The sequence below is a fragment of the Ruegeria sediminis genome, assembly GCF_005938215.1.
In the GTDB taxonomy this organism is placed as follows: Bacteria; Pseudomonadota; Alphaproteobacteria; order Rhodobacterales; family Rhodobacteraceae; genus Ruegeria; species Ruegeria sediminis.
Genome location: NZ_VCPD01000002.1, coordinates 702,619 through 722,524 on the forward strand (window position 1 = coordinate 702,619; position 19,906 = coordinate 722,524).

Genomic DNA, 19,906 nt, shown 5'->3' on the forward strand with positions numbered 1-19,906 from the left:
GACCGCCTCAGGGAAGGGCTACCAGCGACAGGATACGGTCGATCACACCGTCGCTGGACATCCCGTCACCCTGCGCCTCGTAACTCAGCGAGATCCGGTGGCGCAGCACGTCATGGGCGATGGCGCGGACATCTTCGGGATCGACATAGTCGCGCCCCTGAAGCCACGCATGGGCGCGGCTGGACTTGTCGAGCGCCAGAGACGCACGTGGCGAGGCCCCGATCTCGATCCACCTGGCCAGATCGGCGTCAAGCGCGTCCGGCGTCCGGGTAGCCTGCACCAGATCGGCCATGTAGCGATCCATCGCATCGGCGACATGCAACCCACCTATCTCGGCCCGCGCGTCGAACACGGCCTGCTGCGGGACTTCTGGATCGTCGCCCGGGTTATCCGTCTTGGGCGAGTTGTTCCCCTGTTCTTCGCCACGAACGAGGCGGATCACTTCGACCTCGTCCTCGACCGGAGGGTATTCGATCAGCACTTTCATGAGAAAGCGGTCCATCTGCGCCTCGGGCAGCGGATAGGTGCCTTCCTGCTCGATCGGGTTCTGCGTGGCCATGACGATGAAAAGCGGCGGCATCCTGTGGGTCGTACCGGCGACCGTGACCTGCCGTTCTTCCATTGCTTCCAGCAGCGCCGCCTGCACCTTGGCCGGGGCGCGGTTGATCTCGTCTGCCAGAACGATGTTGGCAAAGATCGGGCCCGGTTCAAACCTGAATTCGCCGCTGCCTCCCGCCTGGTGATAGACTTCGGTGCCAGTCACGTCAGAAGGAAGCAGATCGGGGGTGAACTGGATCCGGCTGAAATCCGCCTCCAAGTTCTTCGACATGGCCTTGACCGCTCTCGTCTTGGCCAGTCCAGGCAGACCTTCGATGAGAAGGTTGCCGTTGGCCAGCAAGCCGATCACAAGCCGGTCGATCACGTGTTCCTGGCCGATGATGGATTCGCCAATGCGCTGTCGCAGCAACGCGATCTGCTCTCGCGAGTTCATGATGGTTCCCGTCCCTTTGGTCAGCCACTGCCTCGGTTGCAGACCAATACTAGCGGGGAACCGGCATCGATCCAGCCGGTAATTTTGTTTCACGCCCGGTGATCAAATCATGAATTGAAAAACCAAGGGATCGGCCGTTTTCCAACTGATCTGCAACCCGGATAGGATCAGGTAGCGGAACATTGCAGGCACGCGTTTCTGCAACCTGAGCTTCCGGGGGCATCGTCCGCCTTGTGCTGGACGACTTGTGAGTTCGAGCCATCACCGGTTTGAGCGCGCAAAAACGGCTTCCCGTCACATACAAGACGCAGCCATCAAAAGACTCCAACATCCGAAAATTGAACAAACGCCCGGCTACAATCAGATCACACTACCCGCATATTGCTCATCTGAGCGCCGCTTCGATGTTGCCACCATCCACCGTCATGACATGAGCCGTCGTTCGTTCGGCGCTGGCCAAGGCGGCGAAAGCCTCGGCGACGTGGCGCGCTTCGACCTCGCGTCCAAGCAGGTTGCCGGACATGTACTCCGCTTCGCTGACCTCACGCGCCTTTGCGCGTTTGACGATGAATTCGTCCGTCAGCAGGCCCGAGCGGATCCGGTCGGCATTGACGCCGTTCACCCGTACGCCTTCCGCCCCAAGCTCCAATGCCAGTTGACGCATCAGGAACATGGTCGTTGCCTTGGGCATACCGTAAGCCCCGAAATTCTTTCCCGGGTTGACCGCCTGCTTCGACAGATTGAACAGAATTTGCCCGCCCCGCCCTTGCTTTCGGAACAGGTTGGCGGCGGCCAAGGCGAAGGCCTGATGCGCAAAGAAGTTCAGTTCGAACGCCTGCCGGATGTCCGCGTCACTCAATTCGGTCAGCGCGCCGGCCGTGGCCGCGCCGGCATTGGACACCAGAATATCGAGCCCGCCGTAGCTTTCGCAGGCTACACGCATGGCCACCTCGGCAGCGCCCGGTTTAGTCACATCGCAGACATGTCCAACATGGGTGCCGCCAACTTCATTCAATGCGGCCTCGATCATCGCCGCATCCCGATCCACCAATACGCAGTCGGCCCCCAATGAGGCGAACTTCCGCACGATGGCGCGGCCGATCGTACCGCCGCCGCCGGTGACCATCACCACCCGACCGCGCAGAGGCGGTGGCGCGCCTTTGCCGAGCTTGGCTTGTTCCAGCGACCAGTATTCCAAGTCGAACAAGTCGGCCTCTCTAATGGGATGAAACCCGCCGGCATGCTCGCCGACCGAGCGGACCCGCGCGTTCTGTTCAGCCAGATCGGCGGCCACTTTCGCGGCCTTTGCGTCAGCGCCCAGCCCGACGATGCCGACATCCTCGATCCAAACGACCTTTGGATCCGGTCGCAGCATGGTCTTGGGTTCTTCCGCACGCGCCGCCTGTCTTTCGAACATCGCGGCATATTCGTCCGCAAAGGCCCGGACCGCCTCTTGAATGGCCTGCGATCCCTGGCTCCAGACGGCTTTCGGCAGCACAAGCGGTGCGCCCTTGATCCGTATGACATGGTCCGGCGAAGCGGTTCCCCTTGTTGCGAGCGCGGCTAGGTCAGACCGCTTCAGAAATTCCATCACGTCCGGTGCGTTTCGCAGATCGCAAACCGGCATCGCATCGTCGCGTCCGCCGGAAACATCGGCAATAGCACCCCGCAGCAGAGGTAGAACATGAGGCTCCGATGCCGGATGCCGTACGCGCAAGGACGTCTCGCCCTGCAACCCGAAATGGGCTGCTACCTCGTTGGTGTGCGCCACGATCAGATCATAGCTTTCCCTGGCAGTTTCGGCGAACGCGAAATGCCCATGCCCCAACAGCAGAAGCCCTTCCACTGAAGGATCGGCCTCATAGACTTCGGCGGCACGTTTCGCCAGAGCGAAACCGGGCATTATGTACGGAACGATGCCGAGCCGTTCCCCAAAGATCTTTCGGCAGACACCCTCCGCATCGGGCAGGTTGGCAAGGATCAGGAACGGCGTCGCGTGGGTATGGTCCACATAGCGATGCGGCAGGAAGGCATGCAGCAGCGTTTCGATCGACGGGTTCGGCGACGAACTGTCAAGAAGATTGCAACGCTGGACATTCACCATGTCCTCGTCACTCAGTCGATCCAACTGGCGCAGCCTGCGTAGTGGCTCCAGACGCAGCCCGGGAAGGCCCGGCGCGAGGATCGTATCCAGGTCCCACCCTGACCCTTTCACATGCAAAACCTGTTCGACCTCGCCAAACAGGTTCTCGCGCTCGAGCTTCACGGATGTGTTGCCGCCGCCATGCATGACCAGATCGGGACATTGGCCGATCAGCCGACTGGTATAAACCCGACGTGCCAGTTCCTGATCCGCAGGATCGCTGCCCGCCTGTTCCATCCAGTGCTGGGCGTCTGTTTCATTGTATCGGTTTTCAATCATTATTGCGCCCGGCCTTTCAAATCGGGGAACATCTTTGCCAGGCCTGCCTCGGACGCCTCGGCCACTCCGCGCTCGGTGATCAACCCGGTCACAAGCCGCGCCGGGGTCACGTCAAAGGCCGGGTTGCCGCCGGGCGAGCCATCGGGCGCGACCTGCACCTCGCCGATGGTTCCGTCCGTCAGCTTGCCCAAGGCGAATGTCACTTCGCGCTCGGGCCGATCCTCGATCGGGATCTCCGCCACTCCGTCCCGCACCGTCCAGTCGATTGTTGGAGAGGGCAACGCGACATAGAACGGCACGCCATTGTCCCGAGCCGCCAGCGCCTTGAGATATGTACCGATCTTGTTGCAGACATCGCCGGTCGCGGTGGTCCGGTCGGTGCCCGTGATCACCATATCCACCATTCCCTGCTGCATCAGGTGCCCGCCGGCATTGTCGGTGATGTAGCTGTGACTGATCCCATGACTGCCGAGTTCCCAACTGGTCATCGCGCCCTGGTTGCGCGGTCGGGTTTCATCGACCCAGACATGTATCGGAATGCCTTCCTCGAACGCATGATACATCGGGCTTGTGGCAGTGCCCCAATCAACTGTCGCGGGCCAACCCGCATTGCAATGGGTCAACAGTCGAACAGGCTCGCCGGCCGGTTTCCTCGCGGCGATCTGCCGGATGATTTCCAACCCGTTGAGGCCGATATTTCGGTTGATCTCCACGTCTTCGTCCGCGATTTCGTGCGCAAGCTGGAGCGCGGCCCCTGCCCGTTCATCTACCGGCAAAGGCAGCAGCGCGGCGCGACACCTGTCCAAGGCCCATTTCAGATTGATCGCCGTGGGCCGTGTCGTGTGCAGTTTATCCCAAGCATGGTTCATTGCGGCATCCGAGGCGTCCCGTGCCATTTCGATCGCCATTCCGTAAGCCGCCGTGGCCCCGATCAACGGCGCCCCGCGCACCCACATGTCGCGAATTGCGGTGGCAAAGGCGTCCAGAGTGGTCAGGGAAACAACCTCGAACCGGTGCGGCAACCAGCGCTGATCGATGATCCGAACTTCGCTCAGATCATGATCGAACCAGATCGAGCGATAATGCGTGCCATTCACTTTCATATTCTGTCTCCTGACCGCTGGGCCGTGAGGCCGGGAACGTGGGCGACCGATAGAACACCGGCCCCGACAGGGCAAACTGGTCAAGTCGGCCTTCTCTTCCTGTTCTCGATAGGATCAGGCACAGGGATTTGATCTGCAAGCGCTTTGTCCCTGAAAAGAGGGTCAAAGAGAAACGACCGGGTGCATGCAGGCCCATCCGAAATGCCGCATTTGCCAAAACGGCGAATTCCATCCGATCCGGTCAGCACCTTTGGAGCAGAATAGGCTGATTGCCTAGTGGAGGATTTCAGGCAGGAGTGGAGTATACTAGTGCCGAAGAAACGATTGAGCGAGGAACAGATTGCCTTTGCGCAGAGGCAGTCTGAATCCGGCACAACTGTCGGGATATTTGTCGCAAGATGGCGATCGCCGAAGTCACATTCTATCGCTGGAGAAAGGTCCATGCGGGGATGGGCGTATCGGAGATACGGCGGCTGAAGCAGTGTGAAGAAGAGAACGACCAACTGAAGCGCCTGGTCGCCGATCTGACACTCGAAAAATCGATAGTGAACCAATGGAACGCTAATGGTCCGAGTTGCATTGGCGAACGGACACGCTCAGAAAATAGTGGTGAGCCTTTCCGCCACCGCGAAGTTGTCCGGTATTGTCGGAATATCCCTGAAATATCGGAGCACCGGGGCTGCTCGGCCTTGAGATTCGGGTCCAGATTCTGACCATCGTGGACTTATTTTTGGCAGAGGCCCCGCGACCCCTGCGAGGACCAACTTCCGGACCTGCCAAGTCAACGACGAATTGGACCAGTTGGCGCGCGACAGAGGAAAGCCACGGAGCATTCGTGTTGACAGCGACCCGGAGCTCGCTGACCGGCTTCTCGATCATTGGGTCTATCTGAACAAGGTCGAACTGGGCTTCTCACGTCCAGGAAAACCAACAGGCACTGCCGATATCGAGGCCTGACAGAAGACCTCACCCGATCACACGCATATGTCTCAGAAATATCTTGTACAACTCGCGGCAACCACAGGAGAGCCAGCCGTCGATTTCACCGTACACGAAGGCCGGACACAAGACCGCACTCTGCAACCATTTACGTCAGATCAAAACAACCTTTCCGCAAACGGAGCAATCCACAAATAATAACGCCCATTGACACTGCCGAGTCGGGAATAAACGAGCTTTCGATCAGGTACTTGCAACGACCCGATTAGCCCCGTTCTTGCCGGTCTTCAATCCGTTGCCGAAAGGATTCGCGAAGGTATTTCCACGGGTATCTTTTCGAATGTTCCAGCTGTTTTCGCAGTTCTTTCGTGTCCGCTTTCAGTTGCTCAATTTCGCTATTTTTCTGAGAAATCTTATTTTCGCAAATGACGATCTCTCTCTCCAGGCTCTTTTCTCTCTCTTTGAGCGCGTTCAAGCTTCGCTCAGTAGACTTTTCGTGTTCCTTGGCTTCGGCGAGTGCGCGAGACAAATTGATCATCCATAGAACTGCAGCGTCCAATAACTCGGAATCCGAAAATTCCAGGTCAGGCTTTGACAATTCAGTTTCTTTGGTTTCCGCACTCGCATCGGGCGCACTGTCAAACCACTTTGACGAAAGCCCCTGTGGCAGAAAAAATCGCTCAATTTCTCTGTGGGCCGTCTCGAAGCTACTTAGCACCCATGACAGATCTTCGTGGAGTTGGTTTTCGGCACTCAACTTTGGTGCATGGTTTGCCAAGGCAGTTCTCAACGGTCGAGTGCTGCGCCACTCCTCCAACGACTCACCTGGTGTCGGAAGGTGGGTGTTCACGCGTCGCAGAATCTCTAAGTGATTTGAAGCGAGAGAGGCGTTTTTTCTGCTGCTGGCCGCAAAACCCTGTGTGTCGATACCGATTGACTGACAAAAATCTTCGCAAATGTCTCCGTTTGCGAGTAATTCTGTATTGTATTCCTTCACAATTAGGTTGTTTTTGCCAAAGACGTCAGCCCATAGGCGCAATATTTCCAGCGCGTTGAAGTAGAATATCTCTGGATTGATTTCTCGAATGTCCAAAGGGGAACGTCGCTCAACGCGAATGCCGGTGGAATAGGCCGCCCGCGCCAGGCTGATGGGATCCCGGATATAACACACTATGCGAACATCTTTTCCTGTGCCAAGCATTAGATCCTTCAGCATTGAAAGCTCATCGGAGCGGCGGACACGCGACGAAAAGTGTTCGCAAGAGAGGATCACGTTGTCCGGTCGTACCCTCAGATCTTCGACCAGCTGATCTAGTGCAAGACCCCGGAGTTGATCCTTTTCTTTTGAAACAAACTCGCGAACCGAGGCCTCGGGCAAGAGGGCGCCGGCGACCGGAAAGTGTCCTGAACCTTCGACATACGGTAGCTTTCCGTCCCGTGGGTAGTGAAATCCTTGTCTTTCAAGAGCTTCTGCGTTGTCACAGAGAAACTCTTGAAGCGAAGTCGAGCCGGTTTTTTCACAGCCGATGTGCAGAAAAATGGTCTTGTTCGTTGCCATTTAGTTTGTCGATCCGCGAACTATTGAGATTTCTAATCTATCCCGACTTCTCACAACGTAGCTTGCCGTTCGCGGGAAGCCAACCGCACAAGAGACTGGAGCCAAATCGACCGAAACTGCCGCAACAAGGCGACGCTATTTGGCGGGAACTCCAATACATTCCGGTTCTCGTTTGCAACCAGCAAAAAACGCACCGGCAAATTGTTTGCGCAAACCGATTCCGACGGCATTTAGGTGCCCAGGGCATTTCAACACTCAAAAGGAGCGGATTCGAGAGGTTCAAACGTTCGACGCGAAACGATGCCCCTTCTGAAGGAGAAACGTTGGTGGCAAGACCCTTTCGCGTTGTGAGATGTTGGCTACAATTTTCTACAAGACAGCATTCCGAAAATTCCGACTATTTTATTGTTTATGCAAGAAAAATGTGCTCCCGAGATACGAACTTGGAACAGGTTGCATTGCAATCCAAATATCGCTCGTCTATACGCTGCTGGTATGCATGCTGCCAGCCGGCGAAGGCGTTCGAAAACACGAGGATTTGCAAGTTATGCATGACATTCGGGCAACGTTTGCGTCAGCCACCAGGAATGTCGGCGGCATCCGGTATCTATCTTACCCCTCGCCAGAGGCTGCCAAGGCCGCAGCCCCAAGAAATCATGACACTGCAGCCATGTTGAGCGTCATCATGCCATGCTACAATGTTGAAGACTATGTTGCGGACGCATGCGTTTCCGTCATGGCGAATGCAGTGCATTGCCCGCTGGAACTGATCATTGTCGACGATGGTGGCACAGACTCCACGATTGCCAAAGCAATCGAGGTTTTGCAGCAAACAGACATACCCGTTATAGTTGTTTCTATACCGAATTCTGGTCTTTCCGCGGCGCGTAATGTCGGGGTCGCCCATTCTTCAGGTAAATACATTACCTTTCTTGATAGCGACGATTTCGTCGCTCCAGATCTCTATCGCTGTCTTGTGGATCATGCCGAGTACGAGAATTGTGTTCAGGTATTCGGCAGAACTTCTACCTTTGCTTCCGACCGCCTTGAAGACTACATGTTCACCGACTTCTCCAGTTGGGACGTAATTCTTTCAGGCGCATTTCGACGCAGTTTTCGGCCGTTTTCCGAACCCCTGGTTTTCTTCACAGAGGCCAAAATATGTGGACGGATATGGCTGAAGAGCTTTTTTGTTTCCAACAATTTGTGGTTTCCCGAGGGTTTGATATTTGAGGATGTCGGCGTTCACCTAAAATCTTTGGCGTTGAACCAGAAGATTGGGGTCGTGAACGTCCAAGGGTTGTTCTATCGCGCCGGGCGCCCCAAATCCCTGTCTCTGGATCGCAGCAGACAGCGATTTGACGTCATCGAAAATTATGAAAATGCACTCGTATCCTCTGATGTGGCCAATATTCCGGTGGAGTGCGGCGCGTATGCATTGAAACAGATCATTAGGATTTGTGAATGGAGTCGAAATGAGGTTCACATTGATCTCAAAGGGAATTTTGACCTGCGTCTGGCGGAATGTTATCGCAACGTACCTCAAAGCTGGGTGAAAAGACTGGCGAGCCTTGACGGAGATTCGTGCAACTTGTTCCTTCGTTCCTACAAAAAACCGATGAACAACTTTGCAAAGCTGCGCGAGTGGTCGTTTCTACGACGCACGAAAAAGGAAGCGAGAAAGCGTCAACATCAGCAAATTGGGTGGAGGTTCTTCGGCGCGAACAAACCAGGACCTGAGCCAAAATTGATCGAACTATTTTCGTTCTCGGATTACCGAGAGTACGGACCAGAATTTGCAAGAATTCCTTGGTGTGGGAATGCAGGTTTTTTTGCCGAACATGATATCATGCGCGCAGTGCGCCTAGCTCGCAGTCGGCCAGATCTGACGGTGTTTGCGGTCTCGGGACCTCAGAACGCTTTTTCAAGCATTACAGACGCGCTGTCGAATTTGCGCTGCTTCGAAAACGTCGAAAAATTGGTTTCGAGTGCTCTGGCCGAAAATCGGAAGTTTGCGTGGGCCGCCCTCGGCGAGGTGCACCATTTCCAAGATATCGGCAAGTTTGAGGATCTGGAGATCCAGGTGCTGTATGGTTGTTTCAATCCCATACAGTTCGAGCCAGCAAAACTTTTGAAAAAGTTGGGGCGCTTCGCAAAGAAACGGTGCCAACTTCGTCAGAACGATGGCCGCTTGCTGAATTACCAGCCGGAGAACTCATCCGGGCCCGCAGTTTCGGTCGTAGTTCCAGTGTACATGGTTGAGGAGTACCTGGACGCCTGTGTTGAATCACTTTCCAACCAGACCCTGCAGGATAGAGAGATTATCTTGGTCGATGACGGCTCTCCTGATCGCTCTGGTGAAATCTGTGATGGCTGGGCCGAGCGGAATCCAACCATTCGTGTTCTCCACAAGGAAAATGGCGGGTGTGCTTCAGCTCGGCAGGCCGGCCTTGAAGCCGCTCGCGGCGAGTACGTGACATTCGTCGACAGCGACGACTGGACGGCGCCGACCATGCTTGAAAAGCTCTACGATCTGGCGTTGGTCACTGGGGAAAACGTGGTTGAAGGCGGTTGGAGCTATGCTTATCCAAATGGGCAATTCGATGATGAGACCCCAAGGGAGGCCCAAACATGCTATTCAACGGTATCCGCGTTGTCGTACCGGCCTCTGAAATCGGCGATCCTAGAGAAACCTACGATTTGGCGCCGACTATATCGTAGACGCTTTTTGAACCAGTACGGCATTACATTTGAAACCGCGTTGCCTCGCTTCGACGATGCTCCGTTTCAATTCAAAGCTCTGATAAATTCGAAAGATGTACCCTATCTGGATGAGTGTTGTCTTTTCTACCGGCAACAAAGAGTGGGTCAGGATGTTGCAGCTGACGACGACCGTTTGAACGTCCACTTCCCGATACTGAAGATGATGCGGGACTATCTCTCGGATGCATGGGACGAAAAAGCCTATGACTATTTTCTCGAAATTCAGTTCTATATGCACAACTGGGCATTGAGCAAACTCCGCCCGGAGTTCTTTGACCAGTATGAATTGCGCGCCGCTCGTGACATTTTTGGCCCGGAACAGTTCGAGAGTTCGCCGAAGACCCTTCGTCGCCTGTTGAAAATATTGCCCGGCGAAAGAAAACGCGTCAAAGAGCTGTACCGAATTTTCCGAAAACGTGCCGCAGGCGAGGTTCTGCCGACCGTTGATGACATCCGTTAACTTGTTTGACCATGTGACCTGCCTGGGTATCACTTTACCTGCAAAATCGGCTGTCAAACCTACTTGCGATATCCATAGTTCGACAAACGGCGGAATGCGTATCCAAATGTTTTACCCGACGCCAACTTCAATGGCCTTGAATGGCCAACCAAGAGAATTCGAGGGTTGTGTGGTTCTTGAAAGACAATCTCCTGTAAGTGTTATCAGTATGAATTGGCACACTGACAAATCCGGCGCCGTATAGGAAACGAAAGATCTTAAAGTTGGAAAAACCGGATATTTTCATCGGCGTCTGCTATCACAAAAACTCCCCCACTATCAGCTCTCAATACCTGAGACCGCTGCACGTTGGCGCGACGCTTTCGAAAGAGAAGCTTGATTTTGCTATTCGAGATGACGTGGGAGATTCCATTTCAAATCGGAATCCAAATTGGTGTGAACTAACTGGCCTGTACTGGATTTGGAAAAACGTCGATGCTGACTATTACGGGCTTATGCATTATCGCAGGTTGTTGAATTTTAAACCCAGGGAATCCCATCGTACTCAAAGCTTTTTTGAAGTAACCGATCGAGAGATTGCGAAATTCGGTTGGAATGATGCCAGCATTCGCAACGCCTGTTCATCGGCAGATATATTGACGGCGCATTCCTGCGTTATCCACCCGAGTGGAGCGTCTCACGTGTCAATGTCGAACTACGAATTTTACAAGAGGGAACATTTTTCGAAAGACATGGACATTGTAGAACGGCTCGTTTCTGAAATGAGCCCGAATATGCGTCCCTTCTTCATCAACATGCTCAATTCCCGAACTGCTTTTTTTGGCAACATCACGGTGATGAAACGTTCTTTGTTTCGAGAGTATTGCGAGTGGCTGTTCAAAATACTCTTCGAAGCCGAGAAGAAGATCGATGTTTCCTGTTACGATGAATACCAGAAACGTGTGTGGGGTTTTTTGGCGGAGCGTCTTACGATGACTTTCGTCGATTACGCGATGGCGGTTCATGGTGCGACGCGGCGTGAACTGCCAGTTGTGCTACGTCAGCTTCCACCATGCAGCACCAATGAATTGCTGCAAATCGCGCAAGCCAAAAAGCGGATAGCGCAGGTCGCTCAGCCGAAGGACGACGGGCCTGATGATTTCATCGACATCGTAATGGCGGTGGACAGCAAATATGCTCCGCACGCTGCGGCGGCGATTCACTCCGCGCTGGTTAGATCGGAACGCCCTCAGGATATGCGTTTTCACCTTTTGGATGGCCGCGCTCTGCGTGAATCTGACAGTATCAAGCTTGAAGCGACGGTTTCCCAGTTCGGCGCCGAATTGCACGTCGTGGATGTCGACGACAAGAAGCTGCGATGGCTTCCGCTGAATCGCTCACACATTTCGCTCCAAACCTATTTCCGGTTACTCACACCCGAGCTATTGCCGAACATTGCCAAAGCGATCTATCTGGATGCCGACATTATCGTCTGTGCCGATCTAAGGAAACTGTGGGACATTCCCCTGAATGGAAACCCGATAGCCGGAGCACCAGATGAGGGAGGTCGATCTCAATCGCGCAGGTTGCAATTGCCGCTTTCCCACAGGTATTTCAATGCGGGGGTCTGTGTGCTCGACCTGCATGCGCTTCGGCAGTTTGACATAACTGAAGAAGTTCTTCGAGCGTTCCGGAAATATGGAGATTTGATCACGCTTCAGGACCAGGATCTGTTGAACATCATTTTCTCAGGCCAGACTACGTCACTTCCACTCGCTTGGAATGCCAATACAAGAATCTTCACGGGAAACTCATTGGAACCCGATTATAGCGAGGAAGAAGCACAGGAATCGGCATTGGATCCTAAGATCGTTCATTTTACCGACCGAATAAAGCCGTGGAACACAAAATGCCCGCACCCATTGCAGGAATTGTACTGGTTGCACAGGAATGAAACTGCTTGGCGAGAGACGAAACTCAAGACAGTGAAACGCCAACTCCTAACTTTAATTCGAAATCGCGTCGTGGCTAAAAACCGCAGGTTGCGAAAGGCCAGGACCAATTGATTTCGAGTTGGCGGCATGCTTCACCGGCAAAAAATCGAGCGGTGACATTTCTGATCCTTTCTGGCTGATCGACGCGCGGTTGGCTCGCCTTGAGTTCAATTTCCCAAAGTCTCACGGCAAGCCACGTGTCGAAGAGCGGCGCGTGTTGAGTAGGTTTAACGTTAAATATCGCAATGCATTACGGTCGAGAGACGCGCCCACCTGGTGCGCGAAGACGCGACAGATCCGGCCCTTTAAAGTCGCGGTAACTGGCGCCTTTTCGTACGTTCGCCGCAGTTCCAGAAAGCCCGGAATACCAGAAACGTGCCGCAGCTTGTGCACCCGAAGGTTCAACGTCCCGAACCGGGTGACTAGCGGCCGGCCGCGATACCCGTAGCGGTAGGTCGTCGGGCCCTAGGCCCGTTCGCGCCGCCCGACACCGATCACACCTTCCATTTCGGCTTCCGTAATAACACAATGAGTTGTCGGACCGCCTCGGCAATGGCGCACAGAAATTTTCCCTTGTATTGCCTCTCAAGCGACTCAGTGTGGGACATATCGGTATTCGTAATCCAGGCCTACGTTCGATGATTTGAAGTCGGCAAACTCCAACACCTTCTTACACCTCGAAGGCCACCTCGCTAACAGCGCAAAAGACGGAGGAAATTCCGCCACTTTCTCAATCACTATCAGACCCGTCGTAACACCATATGACAGATGCCAAATGGTTTTCCCGACGGAAATCCCGCTCTCCGCAACCACCATCCAAAGTCTACGAGTCCTGAACCTAGGATATTGTTCCGACCAACTTTTTCAATTTGTCCCGTATCGAGCGTGGCTTACCAGATTTCCTTTTCGGTTTGCCCCCAGCGGTTGCCTGCAGTTGCGCAATCTTTTTTCGCAACTCTGCGCCGGCAGCGAATGGGTTTGCGAAATCCCTTTGCAGGCTAGGCCACTTGCGAAAGGCGTCCCGATGATCGGCGGGGATAGGTGTACCGTCGTCATAGGTGCCGAACCCGAAAGCGGCGGAAAGCTCGGGTCTCGCCTGATCCTCAGCCAACCTTTCGGCGTAGGACTCGGACAATTCGTCCATGACCTGCAGATCCTCACACCATTCCGCAGATTTGGAATCGTAGAGCCCACGGACATAGGTGCCCTTTTTGAGGAAGCCGGAATAGTGAATGAAATCCAGCGGTTGACCGTCAACAAGCACCGTGCCTTCGATTCCGCGCGTGATCTTGCGCTGAAAGGAATTCCAGCGCGCAACATTGTAGGTAGGGCTGCGCAGTACATTGACGGACGAGAAATAACTTGGAACCAGGTCGATCCACTTCTGATCGGTGAACAAATGGCGGGATTCGTCGATGACGCAGTAGTTCTTCAACCTATGTCGCCACCAATGCGCGAATGTCCGGCCCTCTTCATCGTTCTTGACACCGAAAAAGCCAAGATTGAACGCTCCAACTTTGAGTTGATTCAACTCGAAAAAAACCCACGGTTCCACAGTATGCGGTATACAACTGTGTGGCGTAAGCGTGATGGAGTGGTCGCGAACGCTTTTCTGGATTTCAGGTAGGGCCGAGTGCAGTTCGCAGTCGGGGTCGAAAAACAACACAGCGTCGCAGTCCTCGCGCTCAAGCAGTGCGCTTAACACGAATGGCTTGGCCGCAGTCGCCAGTTCCATCACGTCGTGGCGGAAAACCCACTGCTCGAGATCCGGTATCTGCGGACGCAGGTCCTCCAACGTCCAATACTCGTCGAAACCTTCCTCGACGGCATCGAAGCCCGGCGGCGGCACATCCGTAATGCAAAAAACCGTCCGTGCCTCGGGCAGGTACTTTCGCAGCGAATGCGCGAGAATTCGGGCATTCGGGAAATAGTTGAGAGCACAGGTGGTGAAGACATAAATCAAGAGTTCAAGACCTTTTCTATGATATTTCGGTACTTTTTCTTGTTCATGAAATAGAAGCTGAAGGGTCGCTTGGAAGCTTTTCTTATGAGCGGGATCGCTTGTCGGTACTGAGCCAACTGGCGGTACAATTCAGAAAGCTGAAGTTCCGCCATTTCTGCCCGCGCATGATTTCCGGTCGGATCGTGGGTCAGGGTTGGCGCGATACTCATCCCCGGCCGCCCCTCAGCCACTGCCACGTCTTCGGCTTCAAGCGCTCGCCAGACTTGAACCGCTTCTTCGATCAACTCCTGGCTTTTCACATGAAGGTTAGGCGTCTTTTTCGAGAGCGCTTCAGGATCGATCGTGGCCCGCTCTGGCGTCTTGGCCGGTTTGATCCCAAACTGATCCTCCATGGCAGGTACGATCGGAAAGCCAGCAAGTATGTGATGGTGGCCCAAAACCATACAATCCTCCGGAAAGGCTTTCTGCAGCGCTATCAACTCGCGATTGTGCTCTATCCAGAGGCGCAGCGCCAAGTCCGGTTCGTTGTAGAAACGTCGCGAGATTGCGTCGGTATCTGCGCTGCGAGCCATAAGAAGGTTCGACCGCCGGTTCAGGGATTGGCAGGAATCCGCCGCGCTGCGGTAGACAATCAGGAATTTCAGCTTGGGGGCGACGTCCTTCCACTGAAGCATGAAACGGCACATTCGGGGGTCCTTGAGTGCCCAGTCGCCGCTGTCTGTTTCTCGCTTTTCGACGTAGGTGCGCACCCACTGTCGCTCAAGGTCGGTCAGGGTTATCGGCTCATTCAGCGGAGTCGACCAGTCGGCGCCAATCCTGCCCAAAACCTCATCGTGAAACCGAACGACCGGCCAGCTCTCGAAATGACCGAACTTGTTGAATTCATTTCCAGCCATGAGTTCGTCCCCCAGCGAAATCCCGTAGCTGTCGAGCATCTGCGCCACGGACGAGGTTCCACTTCGGTGAAAACCGGCAACGATCAGCCCCGTCATTCAACGCTCCGCACTTCTGTCCGTCACTCGAAAACCGGAAGAGAGAGTGGCCGGAATGGTTCCCATTGAGGGTTGCTAACTCTCTACACAGCCCCTACAGCTACTTCAATAGATGTGTGGCAAGACACCGCCGACGCTGGCCCGAAAGCTTTTCATACTACTCAAAACCACTTCAAGTGATGGATAATAAAGAAGAAATATTTCGGGATAGAATGAGCCGAGGCGACCCCAGAGTAGCGTTCACTTGCGTTGTCGACCGCAACGACGCCATTGAACGTGCAGCGTTGATCTGGGCCAACTCTTTGCTCGGAATGGAAAAGATCGAGCCCAACCAGATCTTTGTACATACCGTCGAGCCGGATTTGGCGGTTCTGGAGCCGCTAGCGCGGCTCGGAGTCCAAATCGTGGAAATTGAGCGCTTCGGCGACGGAAAACACTGCAACAAACTTGCCCAGCCGTTGAGTCCAGCCGAGTACGACGCCGATATTCTGATCATGAACGACTGTGATATCGCCATGACCGGCAGCTTCCTGCCTGCTATCAAGCATGAAGCCGCTATTGCCTTTGAAAATGGCGGGCGTTTCGCACTTGGAAAGACGGTCGATTTCTGCAATCCGCCTCTGGCGATCATGTCCCGTCTTATGACGCACTTTCAGATCGGGGCGCCCACGCCGCTCGCGTTCGATACGCTCGCGATGGAACCGATGCCTAAAGGTTATTTCAACGGCGGGGTCTACGGGCTTCCTGTGCCCCTTCTGAAAGAGTTCGGTTCGGTCTGGCAGGAATGGGCTACACGTCTGCTGGAAAGCGGCAAGGCCAGAGAAATCCTGGGCGACTTTCTATGGCATGTCGACCAGATTTCCTTCTATTTCGCAATGCGGGAACTAGCCATACACGCCCACACACTTGATGAAAGATTCAACTTTCCGATACATGTGCGGTACCCTGCTGCAAGATTGAAATCTGTCGAGAGGCCCCACGCGATCCACTTTCACAACAACCTGGGCGAAGACGGTATGCTCGGCCTGAACGGGATCCGGGTAGTGGACATCGTATCGGCTAAGGTCAACGCCTGTCTCGATGCCCGCGGTCTTGGTATTGATAAGGACTGTGCGAAAAATAAGCCTTTCAATAGCTGGCGGCCGCTGGAGAAGGACTTTTCGATGACCACGGAAAACGCTGCGCAATTGCATACGTTGTTGAAAGCGGCAGGGATAAGCACGGCCGAGACAGTACTAGATGTAAGATGTGCAACAGCCCGCCACGTCGAGGGGTTGGACCTGAAGTACTACCGCGGCTTCGATACGCGCCCGACGCAAATTGGGCTCGCAAGAAGACGGGGGATCGATGCCCTGTTCATCGAGGCCTTGCCTGAGGCAGACGATCGGGCAGAACTTGTCCTCTGTCTCGATTTTCGCGGATTCGTGGAGGACATTGGCAATCCGGAAGACGCTGCCAAACTACTGGGTGACTTGACGGCCAACCGACTGCTGGTACTGGCGGAGCCGCCAAGCGACCCGATCTGGAACGCCGAAGGTGCCGCGCAAGTTGACGCGGCGAGTGCCCTTGCAGGAACCGGAATGTTTCAAGACATGCTCGAACTGGGCGTCTTTGCCGGCCGCAGGGCTATTCTCGCGTTTTCCAAGCGCGAGGTAACCGATGCGACCCGACTGCTCGGTTCCGGCGTCGAGCGGTTGTATGCTTGGCTGGATGGAAAGAGGACTGTGGACAGGTGGTCGCCCGACGCTGGATGCGCGGCGGAGATCCGTATACTGAAACGCCTTCCGGAACAGTTGCACGGCTGTCGGATCTGCTTGTTCGCCGGTAAGGCTAACCACAGTGTTTTTGAGGCTGCCCTTGACTTGCGAGGTGCCATTCGTTTCGCGTCGAACCAGTCCGCCACGGACGGCACAGCCGTCAATGCAGGTATCCTGGAAAGCGATGCTGCGACCACTTCCACCGATGCAGATCAAAGAAACATTGAGCAGTTCGATTTTATTGTCGTGTTGCCGGATGTCGATGCGCGGACGATCAATGCAGGGCTCATTGAACGGGTTTCCAGCTTGTTGAAGCCGGGCGGGACTGTTTTTGTTGCACTTCCGACAAGAAAACGCTCAAGCTCTGTTGTTTGTCAGGACGAGGGAAAATCCCTGTCGTGCGGCGACATAGTCAACTTGTTGGAAAATCATTCTCTTTTAGCAACTTCTGTGAAGCACTTGCCTTTGCCTTACGGGCATCCAACCGACGTGGTAACGGTAGAGGCGGTCAAAGTTGGCCGGAAACTGGCGCAAAGGAAGAAACGAAAGCGCACCCCGGAGTTTCTGCGCAGATTTGAGCAATCCGTCCGTTTACGCATCAGAGGCAATAAGAGCGGCAAATGACCGAAATTGCCTGCCCTGTACTGGTAAGTTACGAGATCACTGAAGGAACAGGGGATCTCTATTTGGCGACGGTCAGCCTGATAGCGCTGCAGAGACTCCTGGGCAACGAGTTGAGTAAGATCGAGGTTGTCATTCCTGATCCGGCGGTTGCACATGATGCGCGGGCGAACTGGTCGCTCGCGAAAGAAATGGAAATTTCTATTGTCGAGATTCCATCGCTGGGCGTCGACGATATTTCTCCCGAAGGTGGATTTCTGATCCGGGGTGCGCCTATCGTGCTCGCGTGCCAAGAGTTGACGATAGAGCATTCATTCACGATTTCTGACGGATCACGCCGTGCGGTCTGTATCACCCGAGGCCAGGAGTCTCCTGAGACACCGCCGCCTGCAGACATTTTTCCCTTGCAGGCAAGGCTCGGCGCGTCCTCGCAACCCGATCGGCACGTCTTTCCCGATATCAACGACGCTGTGTTCGCCGAATTGCGCGAAACCATCCGTAGGCACCACCGGAACGGCTATTTCTGGGATTATCGCTACCGGTCCAACCCGCAACTTGGCAGCGGAGTGGGCTCCCGTGGCATCTACCAGACCATCAAGCGCGAGGTCCTGAACCGGTACGTGGTCGCTCACAATTTGTCAGTCGTAGATCTTGGCTGCGGGGACCTCGAGGTTTGCCGTTTCCTTTCCTTTCGCAGCTATCTTGGCGTCGATGAAGCGCCACAGGCGCTGGAAATTGCACGACAGAAACGGCCGGACTGGTCCTTCCAGCTAGCTCCGGTAGACGCTTCTGCCGGGCCGGTTGCCGACGCAGCGATCTGTTTCGAAGTTCTCATTCATGCGCCCAGTCAAAAAGCCGCGAAAGCACTGATCGACACCCTTGTCTCCTGCGCCTCCCAGCGAATCGTGGTTTCAGGCTATGATCACCCCGTGCCCAAGAGCAGCATCATTTATTTTCATGAGCCGCTGCATAACATGCTTGAGCGCATTCCGGGTTGGAACGCCCCCGTTCTCGTTACCCGCTACGAGAACCTCTCAGTTTATGTGATGGATCGCGAAAACGCCAATCTTCCCCATCCGGAGCCGTTCGATGACACCGACACCCACCCATTCACGTGGGACGCGTTGACGAAACTTGAACGGTCCATGAACGAAATACGGGCCCAGATTTCGCAGCAGTTTTCCGCGCAATCTCAACAGAAATGCCCGGAAGAAGGACGGCTGATCGCGGCCCCTCCGATTGTCGGCAACGAGCCAATCGTATCGGTCATTGTGGCGTTCAGAAACGAAAGGGAGCGGATCGGTAGGTTTTTGCGCACTCTATCCGAACAGAATGAGCCAAGTTTTGAGGTGCACTTGGTCGATGATGGCTCCGACGACGAATCCGGAGAGATCGTTTCCGATTTTGCAAGGAAGGACTCCAGGTTCATTCTGTGGGACAACACCGATAGCCGCGGCCCTTCTGCGCGGCGCAATCAGGGTATGGAGGCCTCCAACGGAAAATTTCTCCTGTTCGCCGATGCCGATGACGAACTGACTCCAGATGCGCTGCAATATCTCTTGGATCTTTCGCTTCGAAATCGATCCGAAGTAGTCCGTGGTTCACATATGTTTTGCTTCGAAAATGGTGACAGTTCGCCCAATACTTTCGACCAGTATCACCAGCCGGACATAAACGGCGTAACGTATGCGGCAATGCCGAGCCTTGTATTTCTTTATACGTCTTGGAACATGCTGATTGATCGGAAATACCTTGAAGAAACGGGAATTCGGTTCGATGAAACGCTTCTTCTGGGTGAAGACCGGCTGTTCAATCAACAGTTGTTTGCAGCAAGTCGCTCGATCTCACTAACCAAGAAGATTACATATCGCTGGATTCGGGATCGCACTTCGACCCGGCACTTGTCGTATTCGCGATCTTCCGACGCCCGGATCAATTCGATTCATGCATTTCTTTCCTTGATGTTCAAGCTTCCCGAGGCAGGTGCACGGCATCGCGAACTGGCACAGGCTGCCATGTTCTGGGAAATCTACCATGATTTCTTGAAAACAGGGTCGCCTGCCGAATTAACGCACGATTCCGGGGTCCGACTGGGGCATATTGTCGACATGCTGGATTTCCCGGACTGTCTTTTGCAGGATCCGAGCGTCAAGGGATGGTCGCGCGAGGAAATGTCCAACGCGAGGAGCGCCTACCTTCGCATGCGACGAACAAGAACGTTCGAATAAAGCGCTGCGAGATCAATCTGGGCGAACCCGGCTGCATTGAAATCGATTAAACGAATTTCTCATTTTGGACGCCTTCTTCCTCAAATTTTGGAGCAATTAGGTGACAATCCCAGCGCAAAATGGGTCAGTTTCCCAG

The 19,906-nt window shown here is 54.5% G+C and carries 10 protein-coding genes and 2 pseudogenes; 6 read left to right on the top strand and 6 right to left on the bottom strand.

Annotation, left to right across the window (positions count from 1 at the left end):
• Positions 1 to 7: 7 nt before the first annotated feature.
• From FGK63_RS07985 to mtnA, 3 genes are all read right to left on the bottom strand, one after another.
• On the bottom strand, positions 8 to 991 hold the full coding sequence (locus FGK63_RS07985; protein ID WP_138841080.1) for an AAA family ATPase: 984 nt from the start codon (positions 989 to 991) through the stop codon (positions 8 to 10).
• 385 nt (positions 992 to 1,376) lie between these two features.
• Positions 1,377 to 3,413: a bifunctional aldolase/short-chain dehydrogenase gene (locus tag FGK63_RS07990; RefSeq protein WP_171052596.1), complete on the bottom strand. Its 2,037-nt coding sequence runs from the start codon at positions 3,411 to 3,413 to the stop codon at positions 1,377 to 1,379.
• A complete protein-coding gene (gene mtnA, locus FGK63_RS07995; RefSeq protein ID WP_138841081.1) occupies positions 3,413 to 4,516 on the bottom strand; it encodes an S-methyl-5-thioribose-1-phosphate isomerase in 1,104 nt (367 codons plus the stop codon). The genes FGK63_RS07990 and mtnA overlap by 1 nt, the downstream gene beginning before the upstream one ends.
• Before the next feature lie 309 nt (positions 4,517 to 4,825).
• On the opposite strand from mtnA, the pseudogene FGK63_RS21015 reads away from it, so the two are divergent.
• Positions 4,826 to 5,046: pseudogene (locus FGK63_RS21015) on the top strand (transposase); the annotation flags it as partial.
• A gap of 674 nt (positions 5,047 to 5,720) precedes the next feature.
• Here the strand turns inward: FGK63_RS21015 and FGK63_RS08005 are convergent.
• Positions 5,721 to 7,013, bottom strand: coding sequence for a hypothetical protein (locus tag FGK63_RS08005; RefSeq protein ID WP_138841083.1), 1,293 nt, complete (start codon positions 7,011 to 7,013; stop codon positions 5,721 to 5,723).
• Positions 7,014 to 7,512: 499 nt separating this feature from the next.
• On the opposite strand from FGK63_RS08005, the gene FGK63_RS08010 reads away from it, so the two are divergent.
• The 3 genes and pseudogenes from FGK63_RS08010 to FGK63_RS20945 form a co-directional block, all read left to right on the top strand.
• The gene (locus FGK63_RS08010) at positions 7,513 to 10,236 is read left to right on the top strand and encodes a glycosyltransferase (protein WP_171052597.1); all 2,724 of its coding nucleotides are present in this window, start codon (positions 7,513 to 7,515) and stop codon (positions 10,234 to 10,236) included.
• 263 nt (positions 10,237 to 10,499) lie between these two features.
• Positions 10,500 to 12,281, top strand: coding sequence for a DUF4422 domain-containing protein (locus FGK63_RS08015; RefSeq protein ID WP_138841085.1), 1,782 nt, complete (start codon positions 10,500 to 10,502; stop codon positions 12,279 to 12,281).
• A gap of 46 nt (positions 12,282 to 12,327) precedes the next feature.
• A pseudogene (locus FGK63_RS20945) lies at positions 12,328 to 12,480 on the top strand (IS5/IS1182 family transposase); the annotation flags it as partial.
• 567 nt (positions 12,481 to 13,047) lie between these two features.
• Here FGK63_RS20945 and FGK63_RS08025 read toward each other — a convergent pair.
• Both FGK63_RS08025 and FGK63_RS08030 read right to left on the bottom strand, forming a co-directional pair.
• The gene (locus FGK63_RS08025; protein WP_138841086.1) at positions 13,048 to 14,172 is read right to left on the bottom strand and encodes a hypothetical protein; all 1,125 of its coding nucleotides are present in this window, start codon (positions 14,170 to 14,172) and stop codon (positions 13,048 to 13,050) included.
• A complete protein-coding gene (locus tag FGK63_RS08030; RefSeq protein WP_138841087.1) occupies positions 14,169 to 15,164 on the bottom strand; it encodes a hypothetical protein in 996 nt (331 codons plus the stop codon). The genes FGK63_RS08025 and FGK63_RS08030 overlap by 4 nt, the downstream gene beginning before the upstream one ends.
• A gap of 311 nt (positions 15,165 to 15,475) precedes the next feature.
• On the opposite strand from FGK63_RS08030, the gene FGK63_RS08035 reads away from it, so the two are divergent.
• On the top strand, positions 15,476 to 17,545 hold the full coding sequence (locus tag FGK63_RS08035) for a class I SAM-dependent methyltransferase (RefSeq protein WP_218961117.1): 2,070 nt from the start codon (positions 15,476 to 15,478) through the stop codon (positions 17,543 to 17,545).
• Positions 17,542 to 19,770: a glycosyltransferase gene (locus FGK63_RS08040; protein ID WP_138841089.1), complete on the top strand. Its 2,229-nt coding sequence runs from the start codon at positions 17,542 to 17,544 to the stop codon at positions 19,768 to 19,770. The genes FGK63_RS08035 and FGK63_RS08040 overlap by 4 nt, the downstream gene beginning before the upstream one ends.
• The last annotated feature ends 136 nt before the right edge of the window (positions 19,771 to 19,906 follow it).